We start from the raw sequence: 24654 nt of genomic DNA, 5'->3' as shown, positions 1-24654 counted from the left end.
AAATCTTAATGGCTATGTTTATCCTGATATTCACGTTGAAACTCAGCGAGTAAACATTGCTCTTCATCAGTCAGAGCTAGATTTTCAAGAAGATCTTCTCTTCTTAACCAAGTTCGTCCAAGGGATTGTTTTAATCGCCAACGACGAATCGCTTCATGGTGACCAGACATTAACACGTCAGGCACCGCCATTCCATCTAACACCTCAGGTCTGGTATAGTGAGGACAATCAAGTAAACCGTTAGCAAAAGAGTCTTCTTCTGCTGATGATTCATGATTTAACACGCCGGGAATAAATCTTGCCAGTGCATCAATCATCGTCATTGCCGGTAATTCACCACCACTCAATACGTAATCTCCAATTGACCATTCTTCGTCAATCTCGGTTTGGATCACGCGTTCATCAATACCTTCGTAACGTCCACAAATCAAAATTAATTTTTGATTTTGTGACAATTCGCAAACGCCTTGTTGGTTCAATTTGCGCCCTTGTGGGGAAAGATAGATTACTTTTGTATTGTCACCTGCCACAGCTTTCGCTGCATGAATTGCATCCCTAAGGGGTTGTACCATCATTAACATACCCGGCCCACCACCATAAGGTCTGTCATCGACAGTCTTATGCTTATCATGCGCAAAGTCGCGCGGATTCCAATAATTTACTGTTAACAGCCCATTTTTTACAGCTCGACCAGTTACGCCATAACAGGTAATAGCTTGAAACATTTCGGGAAAAAGGCTAATTACGCCAATCCACATAGTGTTACCTTACCAATTAAAAAGCAGGATCCCAATCGATCACAATCATTTTTGTTGTTAAATCAACTTGTTTAATAAATTGTTCTTCAACAAAAGGGATTAAACGTTCTGTTGCTCCAAATGCATCTTTTAGATTTGCTTTTACCACCAATACATCATTAGAGCCGGTCTCCATTAAATCAGTGACCTGACCTAAATCGTAACCGTTGACTGTTTTTACTCGGCACCCAATCAGATCTTTCCAATAAAAATCACCATGATTCAGTTCAGGCAAATTTTCAGCATCGACAAACACTTCAATGTTGGTTAATGCATTGGCTTGATCACGATCGTCAACACCTTTGAGTTTCACAATCATATCTTGATTATGGGGTTTAAAGCTTTCTACGATTACCTCTTGCCATTTTCCAGCTCGCTGGATATACCAAGGTGTGTAATCAAAAATACTATCTGGAAATTCTGTAAACGAAAAAATTCTGAGCCATCCACGAATGCCGTAGCTTGAACCAAGTTTACCAACAACAATGAAATTCTCAGTATTCATTTTACAGTGACTATCTATTACTTAATTAAGCAGCTTTTTGTGCTTGTTTGATCAATGAATTAACACGATCAGAAACAGTTGCACCTAAACCAACCCAATGATTTACGCGATCAAGATCTAAACGTAATTCTTCTGCTTTACCTTGTGCAATTGGATTAAAGAAACCAATGCGTTCGATAAAACGACCATCACGTGGGTTACGGCTATCAGTGACAACTACTTGATAAAAAGGGCGCTTTTTAGAGCCACCACGAGCTAAACGAATAGTTACCATAACATCCTCTTAAATTAAAAAATAATCTTTTTCCTGCCCAACATGGACAGAATCAAAGCCCCAGAATTATACTCCTTCTGGCAAAAAGTGCAATGACTGATTATGATTGATAGAGACAAGATAGTATATAATAGATTCAATTAAAAAATGAATAGACAAAATAGCATTCATTATCCGTTGTCACCCTCACCATGAATAACGCTAGAATAATTTATAATATTTTGGATATTAGCATCGATTATTTTTGACTTGGTTTGCGAATAAATGCTCGCTTTAAAACACCAAAAAAACCTAATGATTTTATCATTTTGTCACCACCAATATAAACTCGGATTGCTCTTAATACGTCTTTAGGATTTTTTGAGGCAAAGGTAAAGGAGCCATTTTGTTTCGTGTGGATAGTATAACGTGGTATCCATTTTCCCCCAAATAAGACGGATGCAGAAACATATTCGACTTCTTGCCATGGGATTTGGATGTATTTACGTGCATCTCGCTGATGATAAAATTCCAACGCTTTATTTCCAATCATAATTTGTCCATACTCGGTAAAAGCTGTAAATGCGGTAGCTTTAACGGTTAGGTCTATTTTGGAGTTTAATGATTGAACCATTTATATGACTTCCATATTAATACTAAAGTTAATTTATTGTTTTTTTATGATGTGAACAGCCAAAACCTTTGGACTCAATTATTCAAATATTTATTGATAAAAGATAAAAAAGCATAATTTAAACAGTAAATTATGCTTTTTATCGATTACTTAAAGTTTGAACTTATAAAAGACCAATCACATGTCCTGCAATCCCGACAACAAAGAGTCCGAGGATTATTAAGATAGGTGATACTTTTTTACGTAATAACCACATGCATAAAAAGGTTAAAAGTAACGGAACCAGTCCTGGTATCAGTTGGTCTAAGTTATTTTGTAGGGTGGTGACCTTTTCTTGAGTAAGGGATAACCCCGCTTGCATTTGTTGTAATGCGGTTTGAATGCCTTCTGAACCAGCTGGTAAGTGATTCCAATCAATAAAAGCACCGTCGCCTAATTTAACTTTTGAAACAACAGGTTGAAAATTAATTGATACCCACCTTTGCACCAAGGCCGCCAGAATAAACATCCCTAAAATGGAAGCACCTTTGGTAATTTTTTGCAATAAGCCACCCGATAAATTATCGGTGATTTTAGAACCTGTACGGTAACCAAACTCTTGGGTGTACCACATAAAACTCCAACGGATAATATTCCAAAGTAAAAAGAATAAAATTGGTCCCATAACATTGCCACTAAGTGCAAGTGATGCGCCAAGCGCACCAAGCATTGGTCTTACCGTAAACCAGAACACGGGATCACCAACTCCGGCTAAAGGTCCCATCATTCCAACTTTTACACCTTGGATGGCAACATCATCAACAGCAGCACCATTAGCACGTTCTTCTTCGAGAGCAAGCGTTACACCAAGAACCGGTGAAGCTAAATAAGGGTGAGTGTTAAAGAATTCTAAATGGCGTTTAAGTGCTGCTGAACGATCTTCTTTGGTGGTATAAAGTTTTTTTATTGCAGGGATCATTGAATAGACCCAACCACCATTTTGCATACGTTCATAATTCCAAGAACCTTGGAGAAAGGTTGAGCGCCAAGCAACCGCTAAACGATCTTTTTTGCTTAATTGAATTTTATCAGTCATTTTTTTACTCCAAGTACTTAGTAATCATTTAAAATATCGTCAAGTGGATCACCTTTGCTTCCACCATTTGATGAATTGCCACGTTCTGAAAGGCTAAGATAAATCATTGCTAATGCAATACCTAATGCACCTAACGCAATAAGGGTTAATTGTGAGATAGCTGCAACCACAAAACCAATGATGAAGAATGGCCAAACTTCACGATTTGCCATCATATTAATTACCATGGCATAACCCACAGCAACGACCATACCACCACCAATTGCCATACCTGTTGTTAACCATTCAGGCATAGATTCTAATGCGCCTTTTACTGTTTCGGCTGGAATAAATAATAGCGCAGCTGCCGGAATGGCAATTCTTAAACCTTGTAAGCAGATACCTAATATTTGTAATAGTTCAATTTTACGGATATTACCTTCTTCTGCCGCTGCATCCATCATATGTACTAATGGTACAGCAATCGTTCGGACAATCATTGTTAAAAATAATCCTGCAACTGCTAAAGGAATGGCAATAGCAATAGCTGTTGATACGCCTGCAGCACCTTGTCCACCTAAAACCAAAATAATGGACGAAGCAACAGAGGCTAAAGCCGCATCGGGTGCAACAGCTGCACCGATGTTAGCCCAACCTAGGGCTATCATTTGTAATGATCCACCCAGAACAACACCCGCTTCAAGATTACCGGTCACCAAACCAATTAATGAACAGGCAACTAATGGTTGATGAAATTGAAACTGATCTAAAATACCTTCCATTCCTGCCAGAAAGGCAATAACTATCACTAAAATGATAGCAACAATTGATAATGTCATAATATAACCTCTTGTATAAGTCCTAATTCTTTTGTGCTGCTAATTCTTCTTTCGCTTTTTTCAACAATTCATCCATATTACTATTAGAATCATTAGGTACTTTGCGAACATCAAATTTCACGTGTTTTTCTTTTAATTTTTCAAATGTTTCTACATCATCCGCATTCATTGACAGCACTTTATTTACCATTACTTTACCGACAGAGTGCGCCATTGAGCCAATATTAAGGGTATCAATGTCGACCCCGCCTTCAATAGTTCGTAATACATCTTGTGGGTTTTCGAATAGTAATAATGCCTTAGTATTGCCAAATCGTGGATCGCGCGAAACTTCGATGATTTTTTTAATCGGCACGACATTTGCTTTTACCCCCGGAGGAGCGGCTTCTTCGATCAGTTTTTTTCTTAATTCATCTTTCGATACTGAATCCGATACCACGATAATACGATTAGGATTGGTTGATTTTGTCCAAGCGGTGGCGACTTGACCATGTAATAAACGAGAGTCAACCCGAGCCAAGACAATTTTCATTTTACCATCACCTAGAACGGTGCCTTCAGGTATGGTATTCGTTTGTTGAGTAGCTGTGGTGCTTGCAGCCGGTGCTTCAACTGTTGCTTTAATTCCTTCTTTCGCTGATTCTAAGATTGCAACGGCAATTTCTTTAGCAGTTTCCATTGAAAAACGAGATGAATAAGCTTCAATAAGCATCGGTAGATTTAAACCTGCAACAATTGCCCAATTAGGGTGTTCACCACATAGGTTATTGGCTTGATTAAATGGCGTGCCACCCCATAAATCAACTAAAAAAAGTACTTCATTTTGATCGTCGAAAGTTGCTATTGCGGCTAACATTCGTTCTTTTAAACTTTCAGGGCTATCACTCGGATGCAAGGTTACGGCTTGCACGTTTTCTTGCTCTCCAAAAATCATTGACCCAGATTGTAGAATCCCTTCTGCAAACTCACCATGAGTTGCTAGAATAATTCCTACCATACAACTACCTCCCAATTTTTATATTATATTCATAATATAAATGTCATAAATTTTTATCAAAAATTAATATTAAAAATTAACTATAAATAATATAGTCTGTAACTTTAAACAGGGCTGAAATTCGTGATATTAACGAACCAATATAAGTTTTATTTCGAATAGAATTATTGAAATAAATCCCCATTTTGTAAATAGCTTTTTGTATAAATAATCTGTTGTCCTTCATAAAATACAAAATGTTTAATCATAAAAAAGTTAAAGTCTTTTATCTGATAATTGAGTTGTGTCATTGGGTATTAAAGTTTACTCATTGACAAATTTCAACTTCTTGACAGAACAATAAGATCGATAATCTTATTCATTAAGATTAGTTATTTTAACCATAATGACTTATTATGATATCTAAGATCAAGTTCATGACTAAACCACCGACCATTTAATACCTCAGAAATAAGCGTTTTTTTATTTCTGGTGGGATAGATTGGTCTTTATCCATTTCATCAAGCACATCACGGTAAGAAAAATGTTGTCTTCCCATATAAACTATAGCTTTTTCTTTGTCGGCATTGATATTAGAGTAGTACTTTATTCGCGTTATTATTTGTTATAGACCAATTATTCCAATAGACTAAATCGTTGCCATTAGGATCGCCGTTATAGATAAAATTATGAATATATTTTTTATAAATCTTGCTGAGTTGTTTAGCGCCTTGAGTTTTATAAGCATTTGCTATTAACCCATTATAATTTTCTGAATACGGATCCATCAGTGGTAAAAAAACACCATGAAAAGCACCATATAATCCCATTGGTAAGCCTACAACATTTTGATCTTCGCCATATTGTATTTCCATACCATAAATTTTTGCTTTATAGAAAGGTGCCATTTTTTGGGCTGAGTCTGAAACATTAAATAAATCATATAATTTTCCGCCATATTTATTGGCGAATTGAAATGCTGTTAGTGTTTGTCCACTTGGTATACCATGATTGAAGGATGAGCTAAAATAAGCTGAAGATTTTGCGAATAATGAAAATTCACCCGTACCGGTCAGCATGATCAATGGCACAGAATGATATTGATGCGTATTAAACCCTTCTTTGGGGATCACATAGCCGTCGTTATATAAATGCGGAAAGACACTCATTCTGATTCCGGCATTATTCATCAGTGATACCAATCTTTCGGAAGATAGGCTATACAAATATGCTTTGACATCGGGATGATCGGTTAACAGCCAATGATAAGCTTGTTCTTCGGTCGGCTTTATTTTATCTTCAACAGCAAGTGGGGCAATAGCTTTGGCAAAGACTTTAATGCTATCTTCCTTATTTGCTATGGTCATACCGCCACTAAAAGAGATCGCTTTTTGAAATTTATCTTTAAAAATAGGTGAGATTAACATCGCCATTACATCTCGTCCACCCGCTGAAAAGCCAGAGACAGTGATATTGTGAGGATTTCCACCAAAATAGGTAATATTGTCTTTAATCCAATCTAATGATTTTGCCATATCCAATAACGCATAGTTACCCGAATCTTCGAGTCTATCACCCGTTTGCAAGGCAGGAAGCGGATTAAATCCGAGTGGCCCCAAACGATAATTAATTGAGATAAAAATTGCATCCAGATCGGTTACCATGCCGTTGCCTGTCATCTCTTCTGCTTTTCCGATTTGGTTGTTGCCACCGTGAATATAAACGAGAACTGGTAAATTTTTTTTATTATTATTCGGTCGATAGATATTGAGATTTAAACTATTATCTGAACCAATGATGTTATTTTCATTGAGCTGAAATGCGATAGGACTTGCTTGAGTTGCATCAAATATACCTTCCCATGGTTCAGGGTCAATCGGTTTTTTCCATCTTAACTCCCCTGAGGGTGCTTTCGCATAAGGTATGCCTGTCCACATGAGAACGTTGTTGATGTTGTCGAGTTGACCTTTAACTAATCCAAATTGGGTTTTTATCAAAGTAGGATCCGAGATAGTGGATACCGTTGATAAATTGGAATTTGTTAAAAGCTGATGATTTTGACTATAGACAACCATTGGCGTTGATAGGATGAAAATACCAAGTATAGCGATATGAAATAGTGATCTCCTCATACAATGTCCTTGTGTGTCTTTCAAAAATTGAATAAAAAATTAATATCAGAAATTAGCGAGAAGTGTATACATCCATGAAAGAAGTGATGAATTTACGCTTAATCTTACTAAATCATATTATAATTATCTCAGTGCACTTTTATGCCTGTAATATTCTGTTTAAATAAATGGTACAGTTTTTATATTTCTCTATTATGTAATAGATTGTCAATAATCCTAATTTGAAAATTAGACATAGATCATAAAAACAGACCATTTATGTTTATTTTTTTATAATTATCTTATCAACTCGCCGATAGTGCTTTTCTGATAAAACCATTATTTTCTGATAATAATTTTTTTGCTTGATTAACATCAAGATGACCGAGAATCATTAAAATAGCTGTTTTACAGTGTCTATCACTCTGCTTAAGCGCTAACATTGCCGTTTGTCGGTCACATTCAGTTGCTTGCATGACAATAGATATTTGTCGCTCAATTAATTTAGCATTAGTGGCTTCGACATCGACCATTAAATTACCGTAAACTTTACCAATTTTGATCATGCTAGCGGTGGTTAACATATTAAGGACAAGTTTTTGTGCTGTTCCGGCTTTCATTCTTGATGAACCCGTTATCACTTCAGCTCCTACAATTGGTGTGATGGAGACGTCTGCCAGATCAATCATAGGGGCATTGGGGTTACAGCATAAACTTATCACTGTTGCGCCAATTGATTTAGCAAATTGCATACCACCTATAACGTAGGGAGTGCGACCACTTGCGGCAATACCAACTAAAATATCATTGGCTGAAAAGTGAATATTTTTCAAATCAGTTATTGCTAATTCAGGATTATCTTCGGCATTTTCAACTGCTTTAAAAATTGCCGTTTGACCACCAGCAATCAATCCGATGACTTGTTGAGGAGGGGTGCCATAGGTGGGTGGGCATTCACTTGCATCTAAAATACCAAGCCGACCTGAAGTGCCGGCACCGAGATAAATTAAACGACCGTGATTTAAAAAAGTTTGACTAATCACATCCACTGCTTTAGCGATATTTGCTAACTCTTTTTCAACAGCAACGGCAACATGCTTATCTTCATTATTGATGATTTTGAGTATATCGATCGTCGAACAGCTATCAATTTTTTCGCTGTATGGATTACGACTTTCAGTTAACATTTTTGATAGATTTATTGGTTGCATACTTTTTTAATCCTAACCACAGTAAAAAAATGACAATTGCAAATAAAGCGCCGAAACTAACGCCAATTGTTATTATCGAGATCTTAAAAGATACAGCAACAGTATAAAGACCCAACATAACCATCATTGTAGTATATTCACTTAAATTTTGTACGGAAATGACACTGCCTGCACCAACGAGATCTTTACCCGTTTTTTGAATTAATGCATTTAAGGGTACTAAAAAGAATCCGCCTAACGCACCAATAACAATTAATAATACATAACAAGCAATAAGGTTGCTTTGTAAAGTGAATGCGATAACGGCAATGCCCATCATAATACCTGCCGGAATGCAACGTAACGTATTATTGATTGAGATCAGTAAGCTGGCTAATCCTGCTCCAATAACAATGCCGATAGCAACGACTGCATTTAGATTTGTTGGTGTTGCGATATCATTAATATTTAAAACAGCTGGTACCCAAAGGATTAATAAAAATCGTAAGGTAACTCCCGCCCCCCAGAATAGACTTGTGCCTAATAAAGTATATAAAACAAGTTTATTATTGAGAATAATGTGAACGGTTTTACTAAAATCTTTTATCATACCCTTTATATTCCATTGAATATCTTTTCTGGCAGCAGGGAGTTTAGGAATAAAAATATTAGCAATAACAGCAAAACTATACATTAATACACATGCAAGTAAGGACGCACTGACATTCATATCGGCAAGATGTCCACCAGCAAGTGAACCCAGTAAAATAGCCGCAATAGTGGATGCTTCTATCAATCCATTCGCTTTGACTAAATTATTACCTGAAGTCAGTTCGCCTAAAATGCCATATTTAGCAGGCGAATAACCCGCTGCACCAACACCTACTAAAAAATAGCCAATAAAAGGGTTGAAATTAAGACAGATACAGGCTGCGCCTAATAGCTTCATACCATTTGAAATCATCATGACTTTTCCTTTAGACATACAGTCTGCAAATTGACCAACAAAAGGAGAAAGGATGATAAAAGGAATCACAAAACCGATTTGTAGTGCTGACTCACTCCATTCTGGGTACTGAAGTTTTCTGATATAGGCAAGAATAGCAAAGAATATTGCATTATCTGCAAATGCCGAAAAGAATTGCGCCAGCATGGTTGCCACCATGCCTTTGCTTAATAGTGAATTGTGGTTCATGTGATATCCTTATGCTATTCGTCAGCCATTTTTCGAAGTGTGATAAAGTCTATTTTTCCTGTTCCAAGAAGTGGAAGTTCTTTAACAACACGAATATCACGAGGAACGGCTAAAGCAGGAATACCAAGTTCTTGTGCTGTTTGACTTAGTTGTTCACGATCTAACTTGGTTGAAGTTGTGAAAAGTACAATTGCTTCTCCTTTTGCTGCATCAGCTTTTACTGTTGCACCATGCATTGCATCGGGATCCACTTTTTTAGCGAGTGCCTCTACACTCTCTAAAGAGACCATTTCACCTGCTATTTTGGCAAATCGTTTTAGTCGTCCTTTAATGGTGATAAAACCTTCATCATCAATTGAAACGATATCACCGGTATCGTACCAACCCTGTTCAGCTTCACCGTTTTCATCTATGGCGACAGGTGGTTCAAGGGTGCCTGGATTTTCAACGCGCAAATAACCTTTCATCACGTTTGGCCCTTTAACTTGTAACTCTCCTCCCGAACTAATGCCAGGTATATGAATTAACCGTGAAGTCATCCCCGGCAATAAACGACCAACTGTGCCATTTTTAAATGCCATAGGTACATTGAGGGCAACGACCGGTGCACATTCGGTGACGCCATAACCTTCTAAAATACGAATGCCATATTTATCTTTCCATAGTTCTCGTACTGGTTCTGATAATTTTTCAGCGCCAGCTACCACATAGCGTAAACGCATAAAATCAAATGGGTGGGCATAGCGAGCATAGTTAGCTAAAAAAGTTGGTGTACCAAATAGAACGGTACAATTTTGGTCATAAATAATTTCTGGTACCATTCGATAGTGTAATGGGTTTGGATATAAAAATGTACGACTACCTGAAAAAAGCGGTAAAAACAAACCAGCTGTGATACCAAAAGCATGGAACAACGGTAACGCAGACATAAATCGATCGGCTGGAGTAGGATCAATGACCGATCGAATTTGTTCAACATTAGCAAGTAGACTACCATGCGTATGCACAACCCCTTTAGGGTTACCCTCAGAGCCTGATGTAAAAAGAACAAGTGCTTCATCATCACTCGTTTGATTACATTCAACAAAACGTGGAATATATTGATTCACTGCCACATAGAGCTTATCTTTTAAGGTCAAACTACTACGTAAATCTTCCAGAAAATACCATTTAATGCCTTTGATCTCATCTAAGAGATAATCGAGTTTACCTTTTTGAATAAATTTACGCGACGTGACAATGGATTTAATTTCGGCGGCAGTAATTGCACACGTTAATCCCTTTGTACCAGCAGTATAATTAAGCATGGCAGGTACTCGGTTTTTCACTAATAAACCGAAAATAGTCGCAACGGTGATTGTGGCATTGGGGAGTAAAACACCCACTCGTTCTTTTTTTTCGGTAATTTTTTCGATAATGCAACTTACACCAATAATTTGCTTAAGTAAATTACGATAAGATAATTCGGACGTTGTCGGGTCTTGTACTGTTCTTGATTTTGTCCCGTAGCGAACTTGTGCTTCAAGTAATGCTTCAAATAGTGTTAATTTAGGACGGCTTGCCAAACGAGCATTCATCATGATTTGATGCAATTTTTCACCCGCTATATAGCGTTTGTCTTTTGCTTTAGGCACATTTGGCATTGGAATTGTGGTCGGTTCAAGTACATGAATCGTTATTTTCGGGAATAAGCGGCGTTTAAACAGTCCTTTTAGGCGGCTAGTTAATGTGAACTCTGCTCCTTCAATCCAGACTGGTACAATCGTTGCTTTCGATCGAGCCGCTACAAAAGCCGCTCCATCATAAATTTTCATTAATGACCCTGTTACGGTGATTCTTCCTTCAGGGAATATGACTATCGGACGTCCTTTTTCAATTTCGCGTACTAAGCGTTTAATCGCCATAGGATTGATCGGATCCATCGGCACAAAATCCACGTACCGTTTTGCTAAACGAACTAACCAGTGATCAATATAACCTGAATAAATGGCAAACACGGGTCTAACAGGTAAGAAAACACCGATTAGAAGACCATCAAGAAAGGAAACATGGTTAGGAGTGATAAGCAATCTTTCTTGCTTTAAGTTTTTTAGGTTACCATAAATTTTGACATGAAAAAGAAACTTTAAAATAACCCTTAATATATTGAATAACATCTTAATTCTCAATTTCCGTGCAAAATTGCACCTTGTCATAATAGTGAAAATAGAGGAAATACACAAGATATGTTGTTTATTTTGAATTTATTATGAATAATCTGAACATGATTAATGATTTTCTTTGGTTAGTTATCTAAAAGTTAGACAATGCCTATAAAAAACGTAAAATAAATCATAAAAAAAGGTCTGGAGTGAAAATGTTAATTTTATCCGCAAATGATATTCAACATGTTTATAGTATGAAAGATGCCATTGAGGCAGATAAACAAGCTTTAAAAATCTATACCCAAGGAGATAGTGAAGTGCCTTTACGTATCAATTTTGATATGCAGAAAGGGCAAAGTTTATTTATGCCCGCGCATATAAAAGGTAAGGATATCGTTGGCATTAAAATTGTGTCTGTATTTCCGGATAATCCTAAATTGGGTAAACCCTCCGTACCAGCGCAAGTGATGATGTTAGATCCTTTAACTGGGGAAGTTTGTGCCATTTTAGATGGTACTTTTGTAACTCAACTTCGTACAGGGGCGGTACAAGGTGCGGCAACCGATCTGTTAGCAAGAAAAAATGCTCGACGAGCAGTATTAATTGGAACAGGAGGTCAGGCAGTATCACAATTAGAAGCCATGTTAACCGTTCGGGATCTGACTGATATAGCTATTTACGATATCGATGAACAAAAAGCGAAACAATTTACGGAAGCGATGAAAAAACACTTTTCACATTTTTCAGCCAATCTCTATTTTTCGCAAAATTTTGATGAAGACATTGGTCAAGCAGATATTATCACCTCAGTGACAACATCTAAAGTGGTCACATTTAATGGTGATATCGTTAAGCCTGGTACTCATATTAATGGTGTGGGTGCATATACCCCTGAAATGCATGAAATACCAAGTAATATTGTTGAAAAAGCGGACATTCGTGTACTTGATACTAAAGAGGGCGTTTTTGCCGAAGCAGGGGATATTATTGATCCAATTAACCAGAAACGTGTATCAAAAAATGATTTTTTTGAGTTGGGTGAATTAGTTACTGATTCGCAAAAATGTCGCCAAAACGATGAGCAAATCACATTATTTAAAACGGTGGGAACAGCCGTTCTCGATGTTTATGTTGGATATGATATTTATCTAAAAGCAAAAGAAAAGGGTATTGGAACAAATATATAAGCTAAAGATTAGAAAGAATAGCTCATTTTAATTACAACGTTATTTAATAGCGTTAATACAAAGTGATGATATAACGGTATTAAAAATTAACTTTTTAGTTCTTCTTTCTGTGATCGTCCGAGTAAGGTCATTGCCGCTTGTTTAGGATCTTTATGCTCGTATAGTACTTTATAAATTTGTTCAGTGATTGGCATATCCACATGATATTGTTTTGCAAGTGTCCAAACTTCTTTAGTATTTTTAAATCCTTCGACAACTTGTGCGATAATATCTTGTGCTTCTTGAATCGATTTATTTTGCCCCAGCAAAATACCGAAACGTCGATTTCGTGATTGATTATCCGTACAGGTTAATACAAGATCACCAAGTCCAGCCATGCCCATAAACGTTGCAGGATCTGCACCAAGCGCTTCACCTAATCGCATCATTTCAGCCAGTCCACGTGTAATTAACGCTGTCCTTGCATTTGCACCAAAACCCAGTCCATCAGACAATCCTGCTCCTATCGCAATCACATTTTTAATGGCGCCGCCAAGTTGCACCCCAATAAAATCTTTACTGCTATAGACCCGAAAACTTTTACTGCAATGAAATAAATTTTGTAACTCAGTTAAAAAATCATCATCCGTTGAAGCAACTGTTACCGCCGTTGGCAAACCTGAGGCAACTTCTTTAGCAAAAGTAGGGCCTGAAATGACAGCTAGGGGGATTTGATTGCCTAAAATTTCTCTGGCGACATCTTGCAATAAACGTCCGGTATTGACCTCAAGTCCTTTGGTTGCCCAAACAATTTTACTATCTTTGCGTAAATAGGGTTTTATTTGTTTTAAAATAGTACCAAAAGCATGGCTAGGTACCACTATGAGTAAGATTGGTGACGCTGAAACAGCTGTTTGCAGATCACTTTCAATGTGCAGTAATTCAGGAAAAGGAATATCAGGCAAAAATTGTTTATTTTGCCTGTCATGCTGTAAAGCCATCATTTTGTGTGAATTATGTCCCCACAATAATGTTTGATGACCATTACGTGCAAGTAAAATAGCTAAAGAGGTTCCGTAAGAACCTGCACCGATTACTGTGACAACAGCATGTTTTTCCATAATTAACCGTTAGATTTATCGTTCTAGATTAAATCACAATGATTATTGTAATGTTTCTGTTGATTCTTCTTCAACTGATTGTTGTTGCTGTTGAAGATAGTTCATAAATAACACGTCAAAGTTAACCGGTTCTAAATTAACTGGTGGGAAAGAACCTTTAATGACTAAGTTAGAAATTGTTTCTCGTGCATACGGGAATAAAATATTCGGACAGTAAGCACCTAAACAGTGTTGTAACTGTGCGTCATTGAATCCAACGAGTGAAAAAATACCTGCTTGTGTTACTTCACAAATATAGGCAACTTCGTCTTGTGATTTCATTGTTACTGTAATGCGTAATGCGACTTCATAAACATCATCATTTAAGGATTGAGATGATGAATTCAATTCAACATTCATGGCAGGTTGAAATTGTTTGGTAAAAACTTCGGGTACATTATTGGTTTCAAATGAAACATCTTTTGTATAAATACGTTGAATTGCAAATTGTGTTTCTGGTTGTTGTGTATTGTTTTGTTCTGTCATGATCTAACCTTATTTTAAATATAGTTTTATTTTCTAACTAATGGTAAATTTTCGCCATTCCATCCTGCAATGCCATCTTTTAATGCAAAAACATTCAAGAAACCTTGTTTAACAAGTATTTCACCGATACCGACTGATGACAGACCATTATCATCAATCAAGATAACAAAATTTTCCTTGTGTTTTTCAATAGAATTTGCACTCGCATTTTTGATATCAATGGGGAGTATATTCAGGGAATCGGTAATATGCCCCTTTTTGAAACTATCAGCTGATCGCAAATCAATGATTTTAGCATTCTGTTTATTAATCAGATTGATTGCTTGAGCATTATTAATGATTTTAACTTTTGATAACTTACTTTTGATGGTTAATACAATGATTGCAATAAAAAGTACAATCCAACCTAAAGAAAGTAAAATATGATTTTTAACAAAAGGTATAATTTCGAGTGTAATAAAGTCCATACTTTTATAATTACCTAGTTTTTCAATATAAGAAGAGATTATAGCGATATTATGCACTGAAATACAGTACCTATAAGAAAATCTTGTGTTCCCCTAATTATCGAGCGTTAAATTGAGAAGATTCTTATTGAGATTTTAATTATTACAAGGATGATTGAATGCGTGAACGACTTCTTTTTAGCAAAATAAATGTGCAACGCCTTTTATTGGTGCATTCTAAGTGTTTTTATGCATTATTTTGGTGCATCAATGCTATTTGTGTTACTATTTAACCCGTAAATTCACTAGAATAACGTGACTTAAAACTTGGCATCATATTTGCATTAAAGAAAATAACTTGGCAAGAATGCCTTACGAACTGAACAATTATTTGTCCTCAACGGAGAAGATACATGTCTATACAAAAAGTATTAACACTAATTAAAGAAAATGATGTTAAATTTGTTGATTTGCGTTTTACTGATACCAAAGGTAAAGAGCAACACGTTACGATACCCGTTAGTCAAATTGATGCTGACTTTTTTGAAGACGGTAAAATGTTTGACGGTTCATCAATTGCTGGTTGGAAAGGGATTAATGAATCGGATATGGTATTAATGCCTGATGCTTCAAGTGCCGTTATTGATCCATTTTTTGAAGATGTAACATTAAATCTCCGTTGTGATGTACTCGAACCTGCAACATTACAAGGTTATGATCGTGATCCACGTTCAATCGCAAAACGTGCTGAAGAGTTTTTAAAATCTTCAGGCATTGCTGATACCGTTATTTTTGGACCAGAACCCGAATTCTTTTTATTTGATGATGTTCGTTTTGGTTCACCGATGTCAGGTAGTTTTGTTCATATTGATGATATTGAAGCCGCTTGGAATTCAGGCACAAAATATGAAGAAGGTAACAAAGGTCATCGCCCAGGCGTAAAAGGCGGTTACTTCCCACTTCCTCCGGTTGATTCATCGCAAGATATCCGCTCAGAGATGTGTTTAATTATGGAACAACTTGGTTTAGTGGTTGAAGCTCATCACCATGAAGTGGCAACTGCAGGACAAAATGAAATTGCTTGTCGTTTCAATACATTAACTAAAAAAGCGGATGAAGTTCAAATTTATAAATATGTTGTGCAAAATGTAGCGCATATTTATGGTAAAACAGCGACATTTATGCCGAAACCGATGTTTGGCGATAATGGTTCAGGCATGCACTGCCATCAATCTTTAGCTAAAGATGGAGTTAACTTATTTGCCGGTGATAAATATGCAGGGCTTTCTGAAATGGCATTATTCTATATCGGCGGTATTATTAAACATGCTAAAGCTATCAATGCATTTACTAACCCTGCAACTAACTCATATAAACGTTTAGTACCGGGTTATGAAGCGCCTGTTATGCTTGCGTATTCTGCTCGTAACCGTTCTGCTTCAATTCGTATTCCGGTTGTGACTAGCCCGAAAGCACGCCGTATTGAAGTTCGTTTCCCTGATCCAGCAGGTAATCCATATTTATCATTTGCTGCGCAGTTAATGGCTGGTTTAGATGGTATTATTAACAAAATTCATCCTGGCGATGCAATGGATAAAAACTTATATGATTTACCACCGGAAGAATCTAAATTAATTCCACAAGTGGCGGGTTCACTTGAAGAAGCGCTTAATGCATTAGATGCTGATCGTGACTTTTTAACGCGTGGTAATGTCTTCACTAATGATACGATTGATGCGTATATTGATTTAAAACGTCAAGACGTTGATCGTGTACGTATGACACCACATCCAGTTGAATTTGAACTTTACTATAGTTTATAGATTTATCTAAAATTAAAACAGTTAATCCACCGTCTAAAGCGGTGGATTTTAATGAGGACGGAATACCGACGATGACATTTGATAGTGAATCTGATGCTGATCTTGTTCTCAACTCGATGATTACAAGTATTTTATTACTTGATAAAAATCTCAATATTGTTTACGCCAATACCGCTGCCCAACAGCTATTAGCACAAAGTCCCAAAAAGTTATTAGATAGTTATCTTCCTGATTTATTGAGTTACCATTCTTTAGATTTCGAGTTAATGCAAAGTTCATTATCCAAAAATCAAGGTTTTACGGATACTGAAGTGAATATGGTGGTGAATAATGAATTGCATATCTTATCGTTAACGGCACAACCCTTAAGTAATGAACAGATCTTAATTGAAATGGCGCCTTTAAATAATCATAAACGGTTAAGCCAAGAACAGTTACAACAAGCTCAACAAAGTGCTGCTCGTGAACTTGTGCGAGGGCTAGCACATGAAATTAAAAACCCATTAGGTGGGCTTCGAGGTGCCGCTCAATTATTATCACGAGAATTACCAAAAAATGAGTTGCAAGATTATACGCAAATTATTATTGAACAAGCAGATAGATTAAGAAATCTAGTAGATAGGTTATTAGGACCACAGCAACGCTTGCACCAAAAAGTACAAAATATTCATCAAGCGATTGAGCGAACTTATGCGTTATTATGCATCGAAAAACCATTAAATGTGACTATTTTACGGGATTATGATCCAAGTTTGCCAGAATTTATCCATGATTCAGAGCAGATCGAACAAGTTATTTTAAATATTGTGCGAAATGCTTTACAGGCTATTGGTACGAAAACAGGTACGATAACAATCAGAACGAGAACTGCCTTTCAAGTTACATTGCATGGACAACGTTATCGACTATGTGCACGTATTGATATTGAAGATAATGGACCGGGGGTACCTGTTCATATTCAAGATACACTTTTTTATCCTATGGTAAGCGGTTATGAAGGTGGGACAGGAATCGGTCTTTCTATTGCACATAATATTGTTGATCAACATCATGGTAAAATTGAATTTAATAGTTGGCCTGGACACACTGAATTTTCAGTCTATTTGCCAATCAAACAATGAGGTAATTTAAAATGAATGTTTGGGTTGTTGATGATGATAGTTCAATTCGTTGGGTATTAGAAAAAGCACTTACCAATGCGCATTTTAATTGTATTAGTTTTGCAAACGGTCAAGATGTGATCGAAGCTTTGACTAATCAACTACCCAAACCAGCTGTACTAATTTCTGATATCAAAATGCCTGGCATCGATGGTCTATCATTACTTAATTATATCAAAGCACAATTCCCCCATTTGCCTGTCATTATTATGACAGCGCATTCTGATCTAGATGCTGCTGTCAACGCTTACCAAAAAGGGGCTTTTGATTATATTCCCAAACCCTTTGATGTGGATGAAATGATTCAACTTGTTGAACGTGCTATTGCACAGTCTCAACATTTACAAGTACCAAATCATCAGCGTACTCATGTTACGGCAAAAGCATCAACAGGCATAATAGGTGAAGCACCTTCAATGCAAGAGGTATTTCGGATTATTGGACGCTTATCGAAATCTTCTATTAGTGTGCTGATTAATGGTGAATCAGGTACAGGTAAAGAGTTAGTCGCAAAAGCGTTGCATACTCATAGCCCTCGATCACATTCACCTTTTATCGCACTTAATATGGCAGCGATTCCCAAAGATCTGATTGAATCTGAACTTTTTGGACACGAAAAAGGAGCGTTTACTGGGGCTGCAAAAATCAGGCACGGACGATTTGAACAGGCTAATGGTGGAACCTTATTTTTAGATGAAATCGGTGATATGCCTCTTGATGTTCAAACACGGTTACTTCGAGTCCTTGCCGATGGACAATTTTATCGTATTGGTGGTTATTCCCCCGTAAAAGTTGATGTCAGAATTATTGCCGCAACGCATCAAGATTTAGAAGCAAGAGTGCGTGAAGGCAAATTTCGGGATGATTTGTTTCATCGCTTAAATGTAATCCGTATTTTATTGCCTCCATTACGTGATCGTGCTCAAGATATTCCGAAACTTGCAGAACATTTTTTATATACCACGGCTAAAGAGTTAGGCGTTGAAAGTAAAGTTTTTAGTCCCGAAGCGATGACTGTTCTATGTAAATTTAATTGGCCGGGCAATGTAAGACAGCTTGAAAATACCTGTCGTTGGGTGACAGTCATGTCTTCTAGTAAAGAAATTTTAGTGCAAGATCTACCACCAGAGCTATTACAATTTCCGATGCCTAAAATTTCGGTTGGTCGTAATGATATAAGTTTGACATTAAACGACTCCCAAGTTGCAATGGATTGGCAATTTTTACTGGAAAAATGGGCTAAACAATCGCTTGTCGCAGGAAAATCGGGCATTTTAACTGAGGCAGTGACAGAAGTAGAGCGTATTTTATTAAATTGCGCACTTAATTTTACCCGAGGACATAAGCAAGAAGCAGCAAATTTATTAGGTTGGGGGCGTAATACTTTAACCAGAAAGTTAAAAGAGTTTTCAAATGAAAATGACAGTGATATTCACTAATTAATCTATAAAATTTTGACATAACGCTATGTAAAGAAACATTTTCTAATCATTTAACACTGACTTTAGATATTCTTTAAAGTTTATTGAACACTGAGTTGTTTTTAGATACAATTTAATGCAAATGAGAATTATTTATATTTGTGTTATTTTTATCTGAACAATAATTAGGAGTTCATATGTATTCATTTATCAAAGTTAAAATTACAGTGCTGTTTGCTGTATTGCTGTTAGTTGTTGGGTGTGATAATAATAAGAATAACCAAAAACCAGATTATTCTGATATTAAGAAAGATGCTCTGGTAATTAAACACGCTCAAGGCGAAGCACTTTTTGAGTCTGTTCCCAAAAAAGTAGCTGTTTTTAACATTGCAACTCTTGATATTATTGATGCATTGAATATTCCAGTCTCAGCTGTACCACAATCAAATGTCCATTTACCTGATTTCTTATCTAAATATAGTGATAAGTCCTATACTAACATTGGGACTTTGTTTGAGCCAAATTACGAAGTACTTAGCTCTATCAACCCTGACTTAATTATAGCAGGTGGACGAGCAACTGATGCCTATCCCAAGTTGAAAGAATTAGCAAAAACAATCTCCTTAGATATTGATTCCAATAACTTCTTAGCGAGTTTAACTGAGCGAACTCGTCAATTAGGTGAGATTTTTGAAAAAGAGAAAGAAGCATCTAAATTGATTGAAGACTTTAATCAAAAAATAGATCAACTTAAACCTAAAACCAGTACAGCCGGTTCAGCATTAGTGATTATGATTAACGGTGGGAAAATGTCTGCATATGGTTCTAAATCACGTTTTGGATTTGTTTTTGATGTGTTAGGTTTCCAGCCAGCAACCACTTTCCAAGAAGCCGGTCGTCATGGGAATAGTGTTACTTCTGAATTCATTTTAAGTACTAATCCCGAATGGATATTTGTGTTAGATAGAGATAATGCCATTGGTAATAAAGAAGCCCAATCAGCACAACAAGTATTAAATAATGAATTAATTCAAAAAACGGCAGCATGGCAGCACAATCATATTGTTTATCTTGATTCAACATCGATGTATATTGCAGGCGGGATTCAAACGTATAGTCGTTTAATGGATCAAATAGAAAAAGTACTACAAGAATCATCGGCTAATCAATAAAAAACATGAAGTTGTCGTTATATTTTATTGCAGGCATCATTATTTTATTAATTTTGACTGCAATAAGTTTGTTTATTGGTGCAGGTCATGTCAATTTACATGAACTTTTTACCAACGCTAATATGCAGCAGATCTTTTTTGTCAGTCGTTTGCCAAGAACGTTAGCGTTATTGTTAGCGGGTAGTGCAATGAGCGTTGCTGGCTTAGTGATGCAGTTATTAACACAAAACCGCTTTGTGGAGCCTACCCTTGTTGGCACCACCCAATCAGCTAGTCTTGGTTTACTCATCATGATGGTATTAGCGCCCGAACAAAGTGTCATGATCAAAATGGTGGTTGCAAGTTTATTTGCGATGATGGGTACGATTCTTTTTATGATAATATCCCATAAAATTGTTCTCAAATCAGCACTAATGGTTCCACTTATTGGGATTATGCTAGGTGCGATAATCAGTGCTGTAACCACATTTTTTGCCATGTATTATGATCTATTGCAATCGCTTTATGGATGGCAATCAGGTGATTTTTCTGGGATTTTACAAGGTCGTTATGAACTATTGTGGCTAGTTTGTGGTTTGACATTGGTAGCATGCTGGAGTGCAGATCAGTTTACAGTCGTGGGGTTAGGTCGAGATTTTTCGGTTAATGTGGGACTTAATTATCGTCGAGTCATGATAATTGGACTAATTGTCATAGCATTGATTGGCGGTATTGTAGTTGTGGTGGTTGGTGTATTACCTTTTTTAGGATTAATCGTCCCCAACATTGTCAGCTTGTTATTCGGTGATAATGTGCGTAAAACCATTCCTTGGGTCTGTTTATTTGGTGGGGGATTGGTATTAATTTGCGATATTATTGGACGTTTAATTCGCTATCCATTTGAAATCCCTGTCAGTGTTATTCTTGGTATTGTCGGTGCCGTAATCTTTTTAATATTATTAAGTCGAAAAAAACATGCTAGTTAGTTCAAAACACTATCTTTCCAGTCAAAAAAGAGTTTGGCTATTATTGAGTATAGCGCTTATTTGTATCATCTTTTTTATGACCTTTAATCTAAAAGGGAATATTAGGTATATTTTGACTCATCGTATGTGGATAGTATTGACGATGATATTAGTTGCTTTTTCGGCTGCAACATCCACACTCCTTTTTCAAACCGTGACCCATAATCGCATATTAACGCCGTCGATAATGGGGTTTGAATCTTTATTTGTCTTAATTCAAACAATTGTCATTTTCTTTATCGATGTGCAAGGTATTCCTTACATCGGTATTATGGGCAAATTTATCGTTGAATCGCTTTTACTGATCTTATTTTCTCTATTGTTATATAAAGGTTTATTCACAAAATTTAAGCAAAATCTTCATTTAGTATTATTAATTGGGATTATTCTGGGCACACTTTTCCGCAGTTTTGCAAACTTATTACAACGGTTAATGACACCAACTGAATTTGCTGTTTTGCAAAGTCGAATTTTTGCTACGTTCACTCGGGCTGATCCCATCTTAATTATTTTTTCATTCATTATTGCAATATGTATCGGACTATTTTTATGGAGAATGCGTTTTCAATTTGATGTTTTGGCTTTAGGACGTGATAACGCTATTAATCTTGGCGTTAATTATCATCAAAGCGTGACCATTATTTTACTTTTAGTCTCGATATTAGTTGCAATTTCAACCGCATTGGTTGGGCCGTTTACCTTCTTTGGTCTAATGATAGCAAATTTAGCTTATAGCATAAGTCGCTCAAGCCAACATCGATTTTTACTTCCCACGGCCTTTTTACTTGGCGTGATTTTTCTGGTGGGTGGTCAAATGTTTTTAGAGCATGTTTTGAATATGGTTGGCGCCATTACGGTCGTCATAGAGTTTATTGGTGGTTGTTTGTTTATCTTCTTATTATTGAAAAAGGTACCGATGTGATACAAATTGATAATATTAATAAAAAATATCAAACCCTTTCGGTTTTAAAAAATGTTACCGCCACTATTCCACAAGGAGGAGTAACGGCAATCATTGGACCTAATGGCGCTGGAAAATCAACTTTACTTTCGATTATAAGTCGACTTTTGAACGCTGATGAAGGAAACGTTAAAATTCAAGACATGGATGTGTTTGAAACGCCGAGTGATAAATTAGCTACTCATCTTTCGGTATTAAGACAAGAAAATCGCTTTACCAGTAGGCTTACCGTATTTGAACTGGTCGGATTCGGGCGTTATCCTCATACAAAAGGGCGTTTAAATCCTGATGATTATCAGCATATTCATCGAGCATTGGATTTTTTAAATTTAACTGAGTTTAAAGATCGTTTTTTAGATGAGTTATCTGGCGGACAGCGACAACGAGCATATGTCGCGATGGTGCTTTGTCAAGATACTGAATATGTGTTACTTGATGAACCGTTAAATAATTTGGATATGAAGCATGCAGTTTCGATGATGAAACAGTTACGACGTGCTGCGAATGAACTTGGTAAAACCATTGTCATTGTTATTCACGATATCAATTTTGCATCAGTCTATTCGGACTATATTTTAGCGATGAAAAATGGGGAACTGGTCTATCAAGGAACTCCAACACAGATTATGAATTCAGCTATTTTAGAAGATATTTTTGATACGCCGGTTAGCATTGAAACCATCCAAGGACAACATATCGCTGTATATTATTAATGTAGATTGTCGTATGTTATTTAAGCGTAAAATATTGCAAATAATAAACAAGTTAAAGTAAATTAATATTTGCTAATTCCTTCTTTCCATGCTAAAAAAAAGACACGCCATTTGCCGAGATAACAGTGATGAAGTTAGAGGAAATTGCACTTTTAGCTGGTGTGTCAAGAACGACTGCAAGCTACGTAATAAACGGAAAAGCGAAAAAATATCGAGTAAGTGATCAAACTATTGCTAAAGTGATGGCAATTGTTAAAAAGCACAAATATCAGCCTAATGCTGTTGCTGCAGGACTTCGAGCAGGTAAAACAAGAACTATTGGTATTATTATCCCTGATTTAGAAAACAGTAGTTATACCCGCATTGCCAGTTATTTAGAGCAACTCGTCAGAAAAGAAGGATACCAACTACTTTTATCCTGTTCTGACGATAATCCAGAAATTGAAAAAGAATGCATTGCACATTTAAAACAAAGAAGGGTGGACGCTTTAATTCTGTCATCGTCTTTTGTTACGGATTCAGACTATGCGTTTTATGATGATTGGGAAAATTTTAAGATTCCTCTATTTGCATTAGACAGAACATTATCGAGTAAAAAATTTAGAAATATTGTTGGTGCAGATAAACAAGATGCGAAAGCACTTGCCCAAACATTTAATCATTTTGTTCAAGGCAAAGTCATTTATATTGGTGCTCTACCTAATTTATCGGTAAGTCAGCATCGTCTTGAAGGGTTTAACGCAGTAACATTAAAAAATTGTAACGATGTTGATTTTTTATATGCTAATAATTATAGCCGACAAGATGCTGATACGGCTTTTAGTCATTGGTTAAACAATCATGAATTACCAAATGGTATTTTTGCAACTTCATTTTCACTTCTTCAAGGTACAATTGATGCCATATTAAGAAAATTTGGTCATTTACCTGAATCATTAACTATTGCAACGTTTGGCGATAATGAATTACTCGATTTTTTGCCCTGTAAAGTGATTTCACTTTCTCAGGATCATAAAGAAATAGTGGAGTTGACTATCACATTACTCCAAAATTGTTTGAATCAGCAAAGTTATCAATCAGGTACTACTATGATCCCAAGACAATTAATTTACCGTGGCAGTTTGAGCCGTCAACGTATGAGTAAATACGAAAAATAAAAAAACTTGGAAGCTTGTCACTGGCTAGGTTGTTGCATGATGTATTATTAAAAACGCTATAATATTATTGCTTGGACATGTTTAACGTTTTATGAAGGCTGAAATACTTGACTTAGAAATTAATGAAAAATACCTTACACTAAAGGTAGCAAAATGATGTAACTAAATAACAAAAAATGTCTAAAATCTATTTTGCATTTATAATAAATAAATTAAGATCAAAAAATTAGATCTCGATCACATATTTGTTATTGATAGTTATAATTTATTGGATAAATAATTTTAAT

General features: G+C 36.2%; 23 protein-coding genes. 9 read left to right on the top strand and 14 right to left on the bottom strand.

Going from position 1 to position 24654, the window contains the following annotated elements; genetic code table 11:
* Nucleotides 1–5 precede the first annotated feature (5 nt).
* From trmD to aas, 11 genes are all read right to left on the bottom strand, one after another.
* On the bottom strand, nucleotides 6–758 hold the full coding sequence (gene trmD, locus J3U36_RS09995; RefSeq protein ID WP_220215872.1) for a tRNA (guanosine(37)-N1)-methyltransferase TrmD: 753 nt from the start codon (nucleotides 756–758) through the stop codon (nucleotides 6–8).
* Between the two features lie 16 nt (nucleotides 759–774).
* Nucleotides 775–1302: a ribosome maturation factor RimM gene (gene rimM, locus J3U36_RS09990; protein WP_267380141.1), complete on the bottom strand. Its 528-nt coding sequence runs from the start codon at nucleotides 1300–1302 to the stop codon at nucleotides 775–777.
* Nucleotides 1303–1327: 25 nt separating this feature from the next.
* A complete protein-coding gene (gene rpsP / locus J3U36_RS09985; RefSeq protein WP_065559705.1) occupies nucleotides 1328–1576 on the bottom strand; it encodes a 30S ribosomal protein S16 in 249 nt (82 codons plus the stop codon).
* A gap of 238 nt (nucleotides 1577–1814) precedes the next feature.
* Entirely contained in the window at nucleotides 1815–2189 is a 375-nt protein-coding gene (locus J3U36_RS09980; RefSeq protein WP_267380140.1) for a DUF956 family protein, read from the bottom strand.
* 163 nt (nucleotides 2190–2352) lie between these two features.
* Nucleotides 2353–3264: a PTS system mannose/fructose/sorbose family transporter subunit IID gene (locus J3U36_RS09975; protein WP_267380138.1), complete on the bottom strand. Its 912-nt coding sequence runs from the start codon at nucleotides 3262–3264 to the stop codon at nucleotides 2353–2355.
* 17 nt (nucleotides 3265–3281) lie between these two features.
* Nucleotides 3282–4082, bottom strand: a complete 801-nt coding sequence (locus tag J3U36_RS09970) for a PTS mannose/fructose/sorbose transporter subunit IIC (protein WP_065559702.1) — start codon at nucleotides 4080–4082, stop codon at nucleotides 3282–3284.
* Nucleotides 4083–4104: 22 nt separating this feature from the next.
* On the bottom strand, nucleotides 4105–5079 hold the full coding sequence (locus J3U36_RS09965) for a mannose/fructose/sorbose PTS transporter subunit IIA (protein ID WP_220215867.1): 975 nt from the start codon (nucleotides 5077–5079) through the stop codon (nucleotides 4105–4107).
* Nucleotides 5080–5651: 572 nt separating this feature from the next.
* A complete protein-coding gene (locus tag J3U36_RS09960; protein ID WP_267380137.1) occupies nucleotides 5652–7190 on the bottom strand; it encodes a carboxylesterase family protein in 1539 nt (512 codons plus the stop codon).
* Nucleotides 7191–7474: 284 nt separating this feature from the next.
* A complete protein-coding gene (gene murQ / locus J3U36_RS09955) occupies nucleotides 7475–8380 on the bottom strand; it encodes an N-acetylmuramic acid 6-phosphate etherase (protein WP_267380136.1) in 906 nt (301 codons plus the stop codon).
* Nucleotides 8346–9554, bottom strand: a complete 1209-nt coding sequence (lplT, locus tag J3U36_RS09950) for a lysophospholipid transporter LplT (RefSeq protein WP_267380135.1) — start codon at nucleotides 9552–9554, stop codon at nucleotides 8346–8348. The genes murQ and lplT overlap by 35 nt, the downstream gene beginning before the upstream one ends.
* A 14-nt stretch (nucleotides 9555–9568) precedes the next feature.
* Complete coding sequence (aas, locus tag J3U36_RS09945) at nucleotides 9569–11710, bottom strand: bifunctional acyl-ACP--phospholipid O-acyltransferase/long-chain-fatty-acid--ACP ligase (RefSeq protein ID WP_267380134.1); 2142 nt, start codon at nucleotides 11708–11710, stop codon at nucleotides 9569–9571.
* A gap of 200 nt (nucleotides 11711–11910) precedes the next feature.
* Here aas and J3U36_RS09940 point away from each other — a divergent pair, with 200 nt between their 5' ends.
* Nucleotides 11911–12885 carry a hypothetical protein gene (locus tag J3U36_RS09940; protein WP_267380133.1) on the top strand — a complete coding sequence of 325 codons (975 nt, stop codon included), beginning with the start codon at nucleotides 11911–11913 and terminating at the stop codon, nucleotides 12883–12885.
* Between the two features lie 86 nt (nucleotides 12886–12971).
* Here J3U36_RS09940 and gpsA read toward each other — a convergent pair whose 3' ends face one another.
* The 3 genes from gpsA to J3U36_RS09925 are packed head-to-tail and all read right to left on the bottom strand — an operon-like array spanning nucleotide 12972 to nucleotide 14977.
* Nucleotides 12972–13988: an NAD(P)H-dependent glycerol-3-phosphate dehydrogenase gene (gpsA, locus tag J3U36_RS09935; protein ID WP_370632180.1), complete on the bottom strand. Its 1017-nt coding sequence runs from the start codon at nucleotides 13986–13988 to the stop codon at nucleotides 12972–12974.
* 39 nt (nucleotides 13989–14027) lie between these two features.
* Nucleotides 14028–14510 (bottom strand): protein-export chaperone SecB, encoded by a 483-nt coding sequence (secB, locus tag J3U36_RS09930; protein ID WP_065559694.1) that lies wholly within the window; start codon nucleotides 14508–14510, stop codon nucleotides 14028–14030.
* Between the two features lie 26 nt (nucleotides 14511–14536).
* On the bottom strand, nucleotides 14537–14977 hold the full coding sequence (locus J3U36_RS09925) for a rhodanese-like domain-containing protein (protein WP_416379842.1): 441 nt from the start codon (nucleotides 14975–14977) through the stop codon (nucleotides 14537–14539).
* A gap of 392 nt (nucleotides 14978–15369) precedes the next feature.
* On the opposite strand from J3U36_RS09925, the gene glnA reads away from it, so the two are divergent.
* The 8 genes from glnA to cra all read left to right on the top strand — a co-directional run bounded on the left by glnA (nucleotide 15370) and on the right by cra (nucleotide 24367).
* On the top strand, nucleotides 15370–16779 hold the full coding sequence (gene glnA / locus J3U36_RS09920) for a glutamate--ammonia ligase (RefSeq protein ID WP_267360734.1): 1410 nt from the start codon (nucleotides 15370–15372) through the stop codon (nucleotides 16777–16779).
* A 71-nt stretch (nucleotides 16780–16850) separates the two neighbouring features.
* A complete protein-coding gene (gene glnL / locus J3U36_RS09915) occupies nucleotides 16851–17900 on the top strand; it encodes a nitrogen regulation protein NR(II) (RefSeq protein WP_267380131.1) in 1050 nt (349 codons plus the stop codon).
* Between the two features lie 11 nt (nucleotides 17901–17911).
* Nucleotides 17912–19378, top strand: coding sequence for a nitrogen regulation protein NR(I) (gene glnG, locus J3U36_RS09910; RefSeq protein ID WP_267380130.1), 1467 nt, complete (start codon nucleotides 17912–17914; stop codon nucleotides 19376–19378).
* A gap of 179 nt (nucleotides 19379–19557) precedes the next feature.
* A complete protein-coding gene (locus J3U36_RS09905) occupies nucleotides 19558–20532 on the top strand; it encodes a siderophore ABC transporter substrate-binding protein (protein ID WP_267380129.1) in 975 nt (324 codons plus the stop codon).
* A 5-nt stretch (nucleotides 20533–20537) separates the two neighbouring features.
* Complete coding sequence (locus J3U36_RS09900) at nucleotides 20538–21497, top strand: ABC transporter permease (RefSeq protein ID WP_267380128.1); 960 nt, start codon at nucleotides 20538–20540, stop codon at nucleotides 21495–21497.
* Nucleotides 21487–22458, top strand: coding sequence for an iron chelate uptake ABC transporter family permease subunit (locus J3U36_RS09895; RefSeq protein ID WP_267385901.1), 972 nt, complete (start codon nucleotides 21487–21489; stop codon nucleotides 22456–22458). Before J3U36_RS09900 ends, J3U36_RS09895 begins: the two co-directional genes overlap by 11 nt.
* Nucleotides 22455–23210, top strand: a complete 756-nt coding sequence (locus tag J3U36_RS09890; protein WP_267380126.1) for an ABC transporter ATP-binding protein — start codon at nucleotides 22455–22457, stop codon at nucleotides 23208–23210. Before J3U36_RS09895 ends, J3U36_RS09890 begins: the two co-directional genes overlap by 4 nt.
* A 128-nt stretch (nucleotides 23211–23338) precedes the next feature.
* Nucleotides 23339–24367, top strand: coding sequence for a catabolite repressor/activator (gene cra / locus J3U36_RS09885; RefSeq protein WP_267380125.1), 1029 nt, complete (start codon nucleotides 23339–23341; stop codon nucleotides 24365–24367).
* Nucleotides 24368–24654: the final 287 nt, after the last annotated feature.

The sequence above is a fragment of the Gilliamella sp. B3817 genome (assembly GCF_026536705.1).
Classification (GTDB): domain Bacteria; phylum Pseudomonadota; class Gammaproteobacteria; order Enterobacterales; family Orbaceae; genus Gilliamella; species Gilliamella apicola_I.
The sequence above is the reverse complement of the archived record's forward strand: the minus strand, read 5'-3'. Positions and strand labels throughout refer to the sequence as shown.

Coding starts and splice junctions, on each gene's coding strand:
- secB (WP_065559694.1), bottom strand. CDS start 14,510: ATGACAGAACAAAACAATACACAACAACCAGAAACACAATTTGCAATT.
- glnA (WP_267360734.1), top strand. CDS start 15,370: ATGTCTATACAAAAAGTATTAACACTAATTAAAGAAAATGATGTTAAA.
- J3U36_RS09965 (WP_220215867.1), bottom strand. CDS start 5,079: ATGGTAGGAATTATTCTAGCAACTCATGGTGAGTTTGCAGAAGGGATT.
- J3U36_RS09980 (WP_267380140.1), bottom strand. CDS start 2,189: ATGGTTCAATCATTAAACTCCAAAATAGACCTAACCGTTAAAGCTACC.
- J3U36_RS09895 (WP_267385901.1), top strand. CDS start 21,487: ATGCTAGTTAGTTCAAAACACTATCTTTCCAGTCAAAAAAGAGTTTGG.
- J3U36_RS09925 (WP_416379842.1), bottom strand. CDS start 14,977: ATGGACTTTATTACACTCGAAATTATACCTTTTGTTAAAAATCATATT.
- J3U36_RS09970 (WP_065559702.1), bottom strand. CDS start 4,082: ATGACATTATCAATTGTTGCTATCATTTTAGTGATAGTTATTGCCTTT.
- glnG (WP_267380130.1), top strand. CDS start 17,912: ATGAATGTTTGGGTTGTTGATGATGATAGTTCAATTCGTTGGGTATTA.
- J3U36_RS09900 (WP_267380128.1), top strand. CDS start 20,538: ATGAAGTTGTCGTTATATTTTATTGCAGGCATCATTATTTTATTAATT.
- glnL (WP_267380131.1), top strand. CDS start 16,851: ATGACATTTGATAGTGAATCTGATGCTGATCTTGTTCTCAACTCGATG.
- cra (WP_267380125.1), top strand. CDS start 23,339: ATGAAGTTAGAGGAAATTGCACTTTTAGCTGGTGTGTCAAGAACGACT.
- J3U36_RS09960 (WP_267380137.1), bottom strand. CDS start 7,190: ATGAGGAGATCACTATTTCATATCGCTATACTTGGTATTTTCATCCTA.
- rimM (WP_267380141.1), bottom strand. CDS start 1,302: ATGAATACTGAGAATTTCATTGTTGTTGGTAAACTTGGTTCAAGCTAC.
- J3U36_RS09905 (WP_267380129.1), top strand. CDS start 19,558: ATGTATTCATTTATCAAAGTTAAAATTACAGTGCTGTTTGCTGTATTG.
- lplT (WP_267380135.1), bottom strand. CDS start 9,554: ATGAACCACAATTCACTATTAAGCAAAGGCATGGTGGCAACCATGCTG.
- murQ (WP_267380136.1), bottom strand. CDS start 8,380: ATGCAACCAATAAATCTATCAAAAATGTTAACTGAAAGTCGTAATCCA.
- aas (WP_267380134.1), bottom strand. CDS start 11,710: ATGTTATTCAATATATTAAGGGTTATTTTAAAGTTTCTTTTTCATGTC.
- J3U36_RS09975 (WP_267380138.1), bottom strand. CDS start 3,264: ATGACTGATAAAATTCAATTAAGCAAAAAAGATCGTTTAGCGGTTGCT.
- rpsP (WP_065559705.1), bottom strand. CDS start 1,576: ATGGTAACTATTCGTTTAGCTCGTGGTGGCTCTAAAAAGCGCCCTTTT.
- J3U36_RS09940 (WP_267380133.1), top strand. CDS start 11,911: ATGTTAATTTTATCCGCAAATGATATTCAACATGTTTATAGTATGAAA.
- trmD (WP_220215872.1), bottom strand. CDS start 758: ATGTGGATTGGCGTAATTAGCCTTTTTCCCGAAATGTTTCAAGCTATT.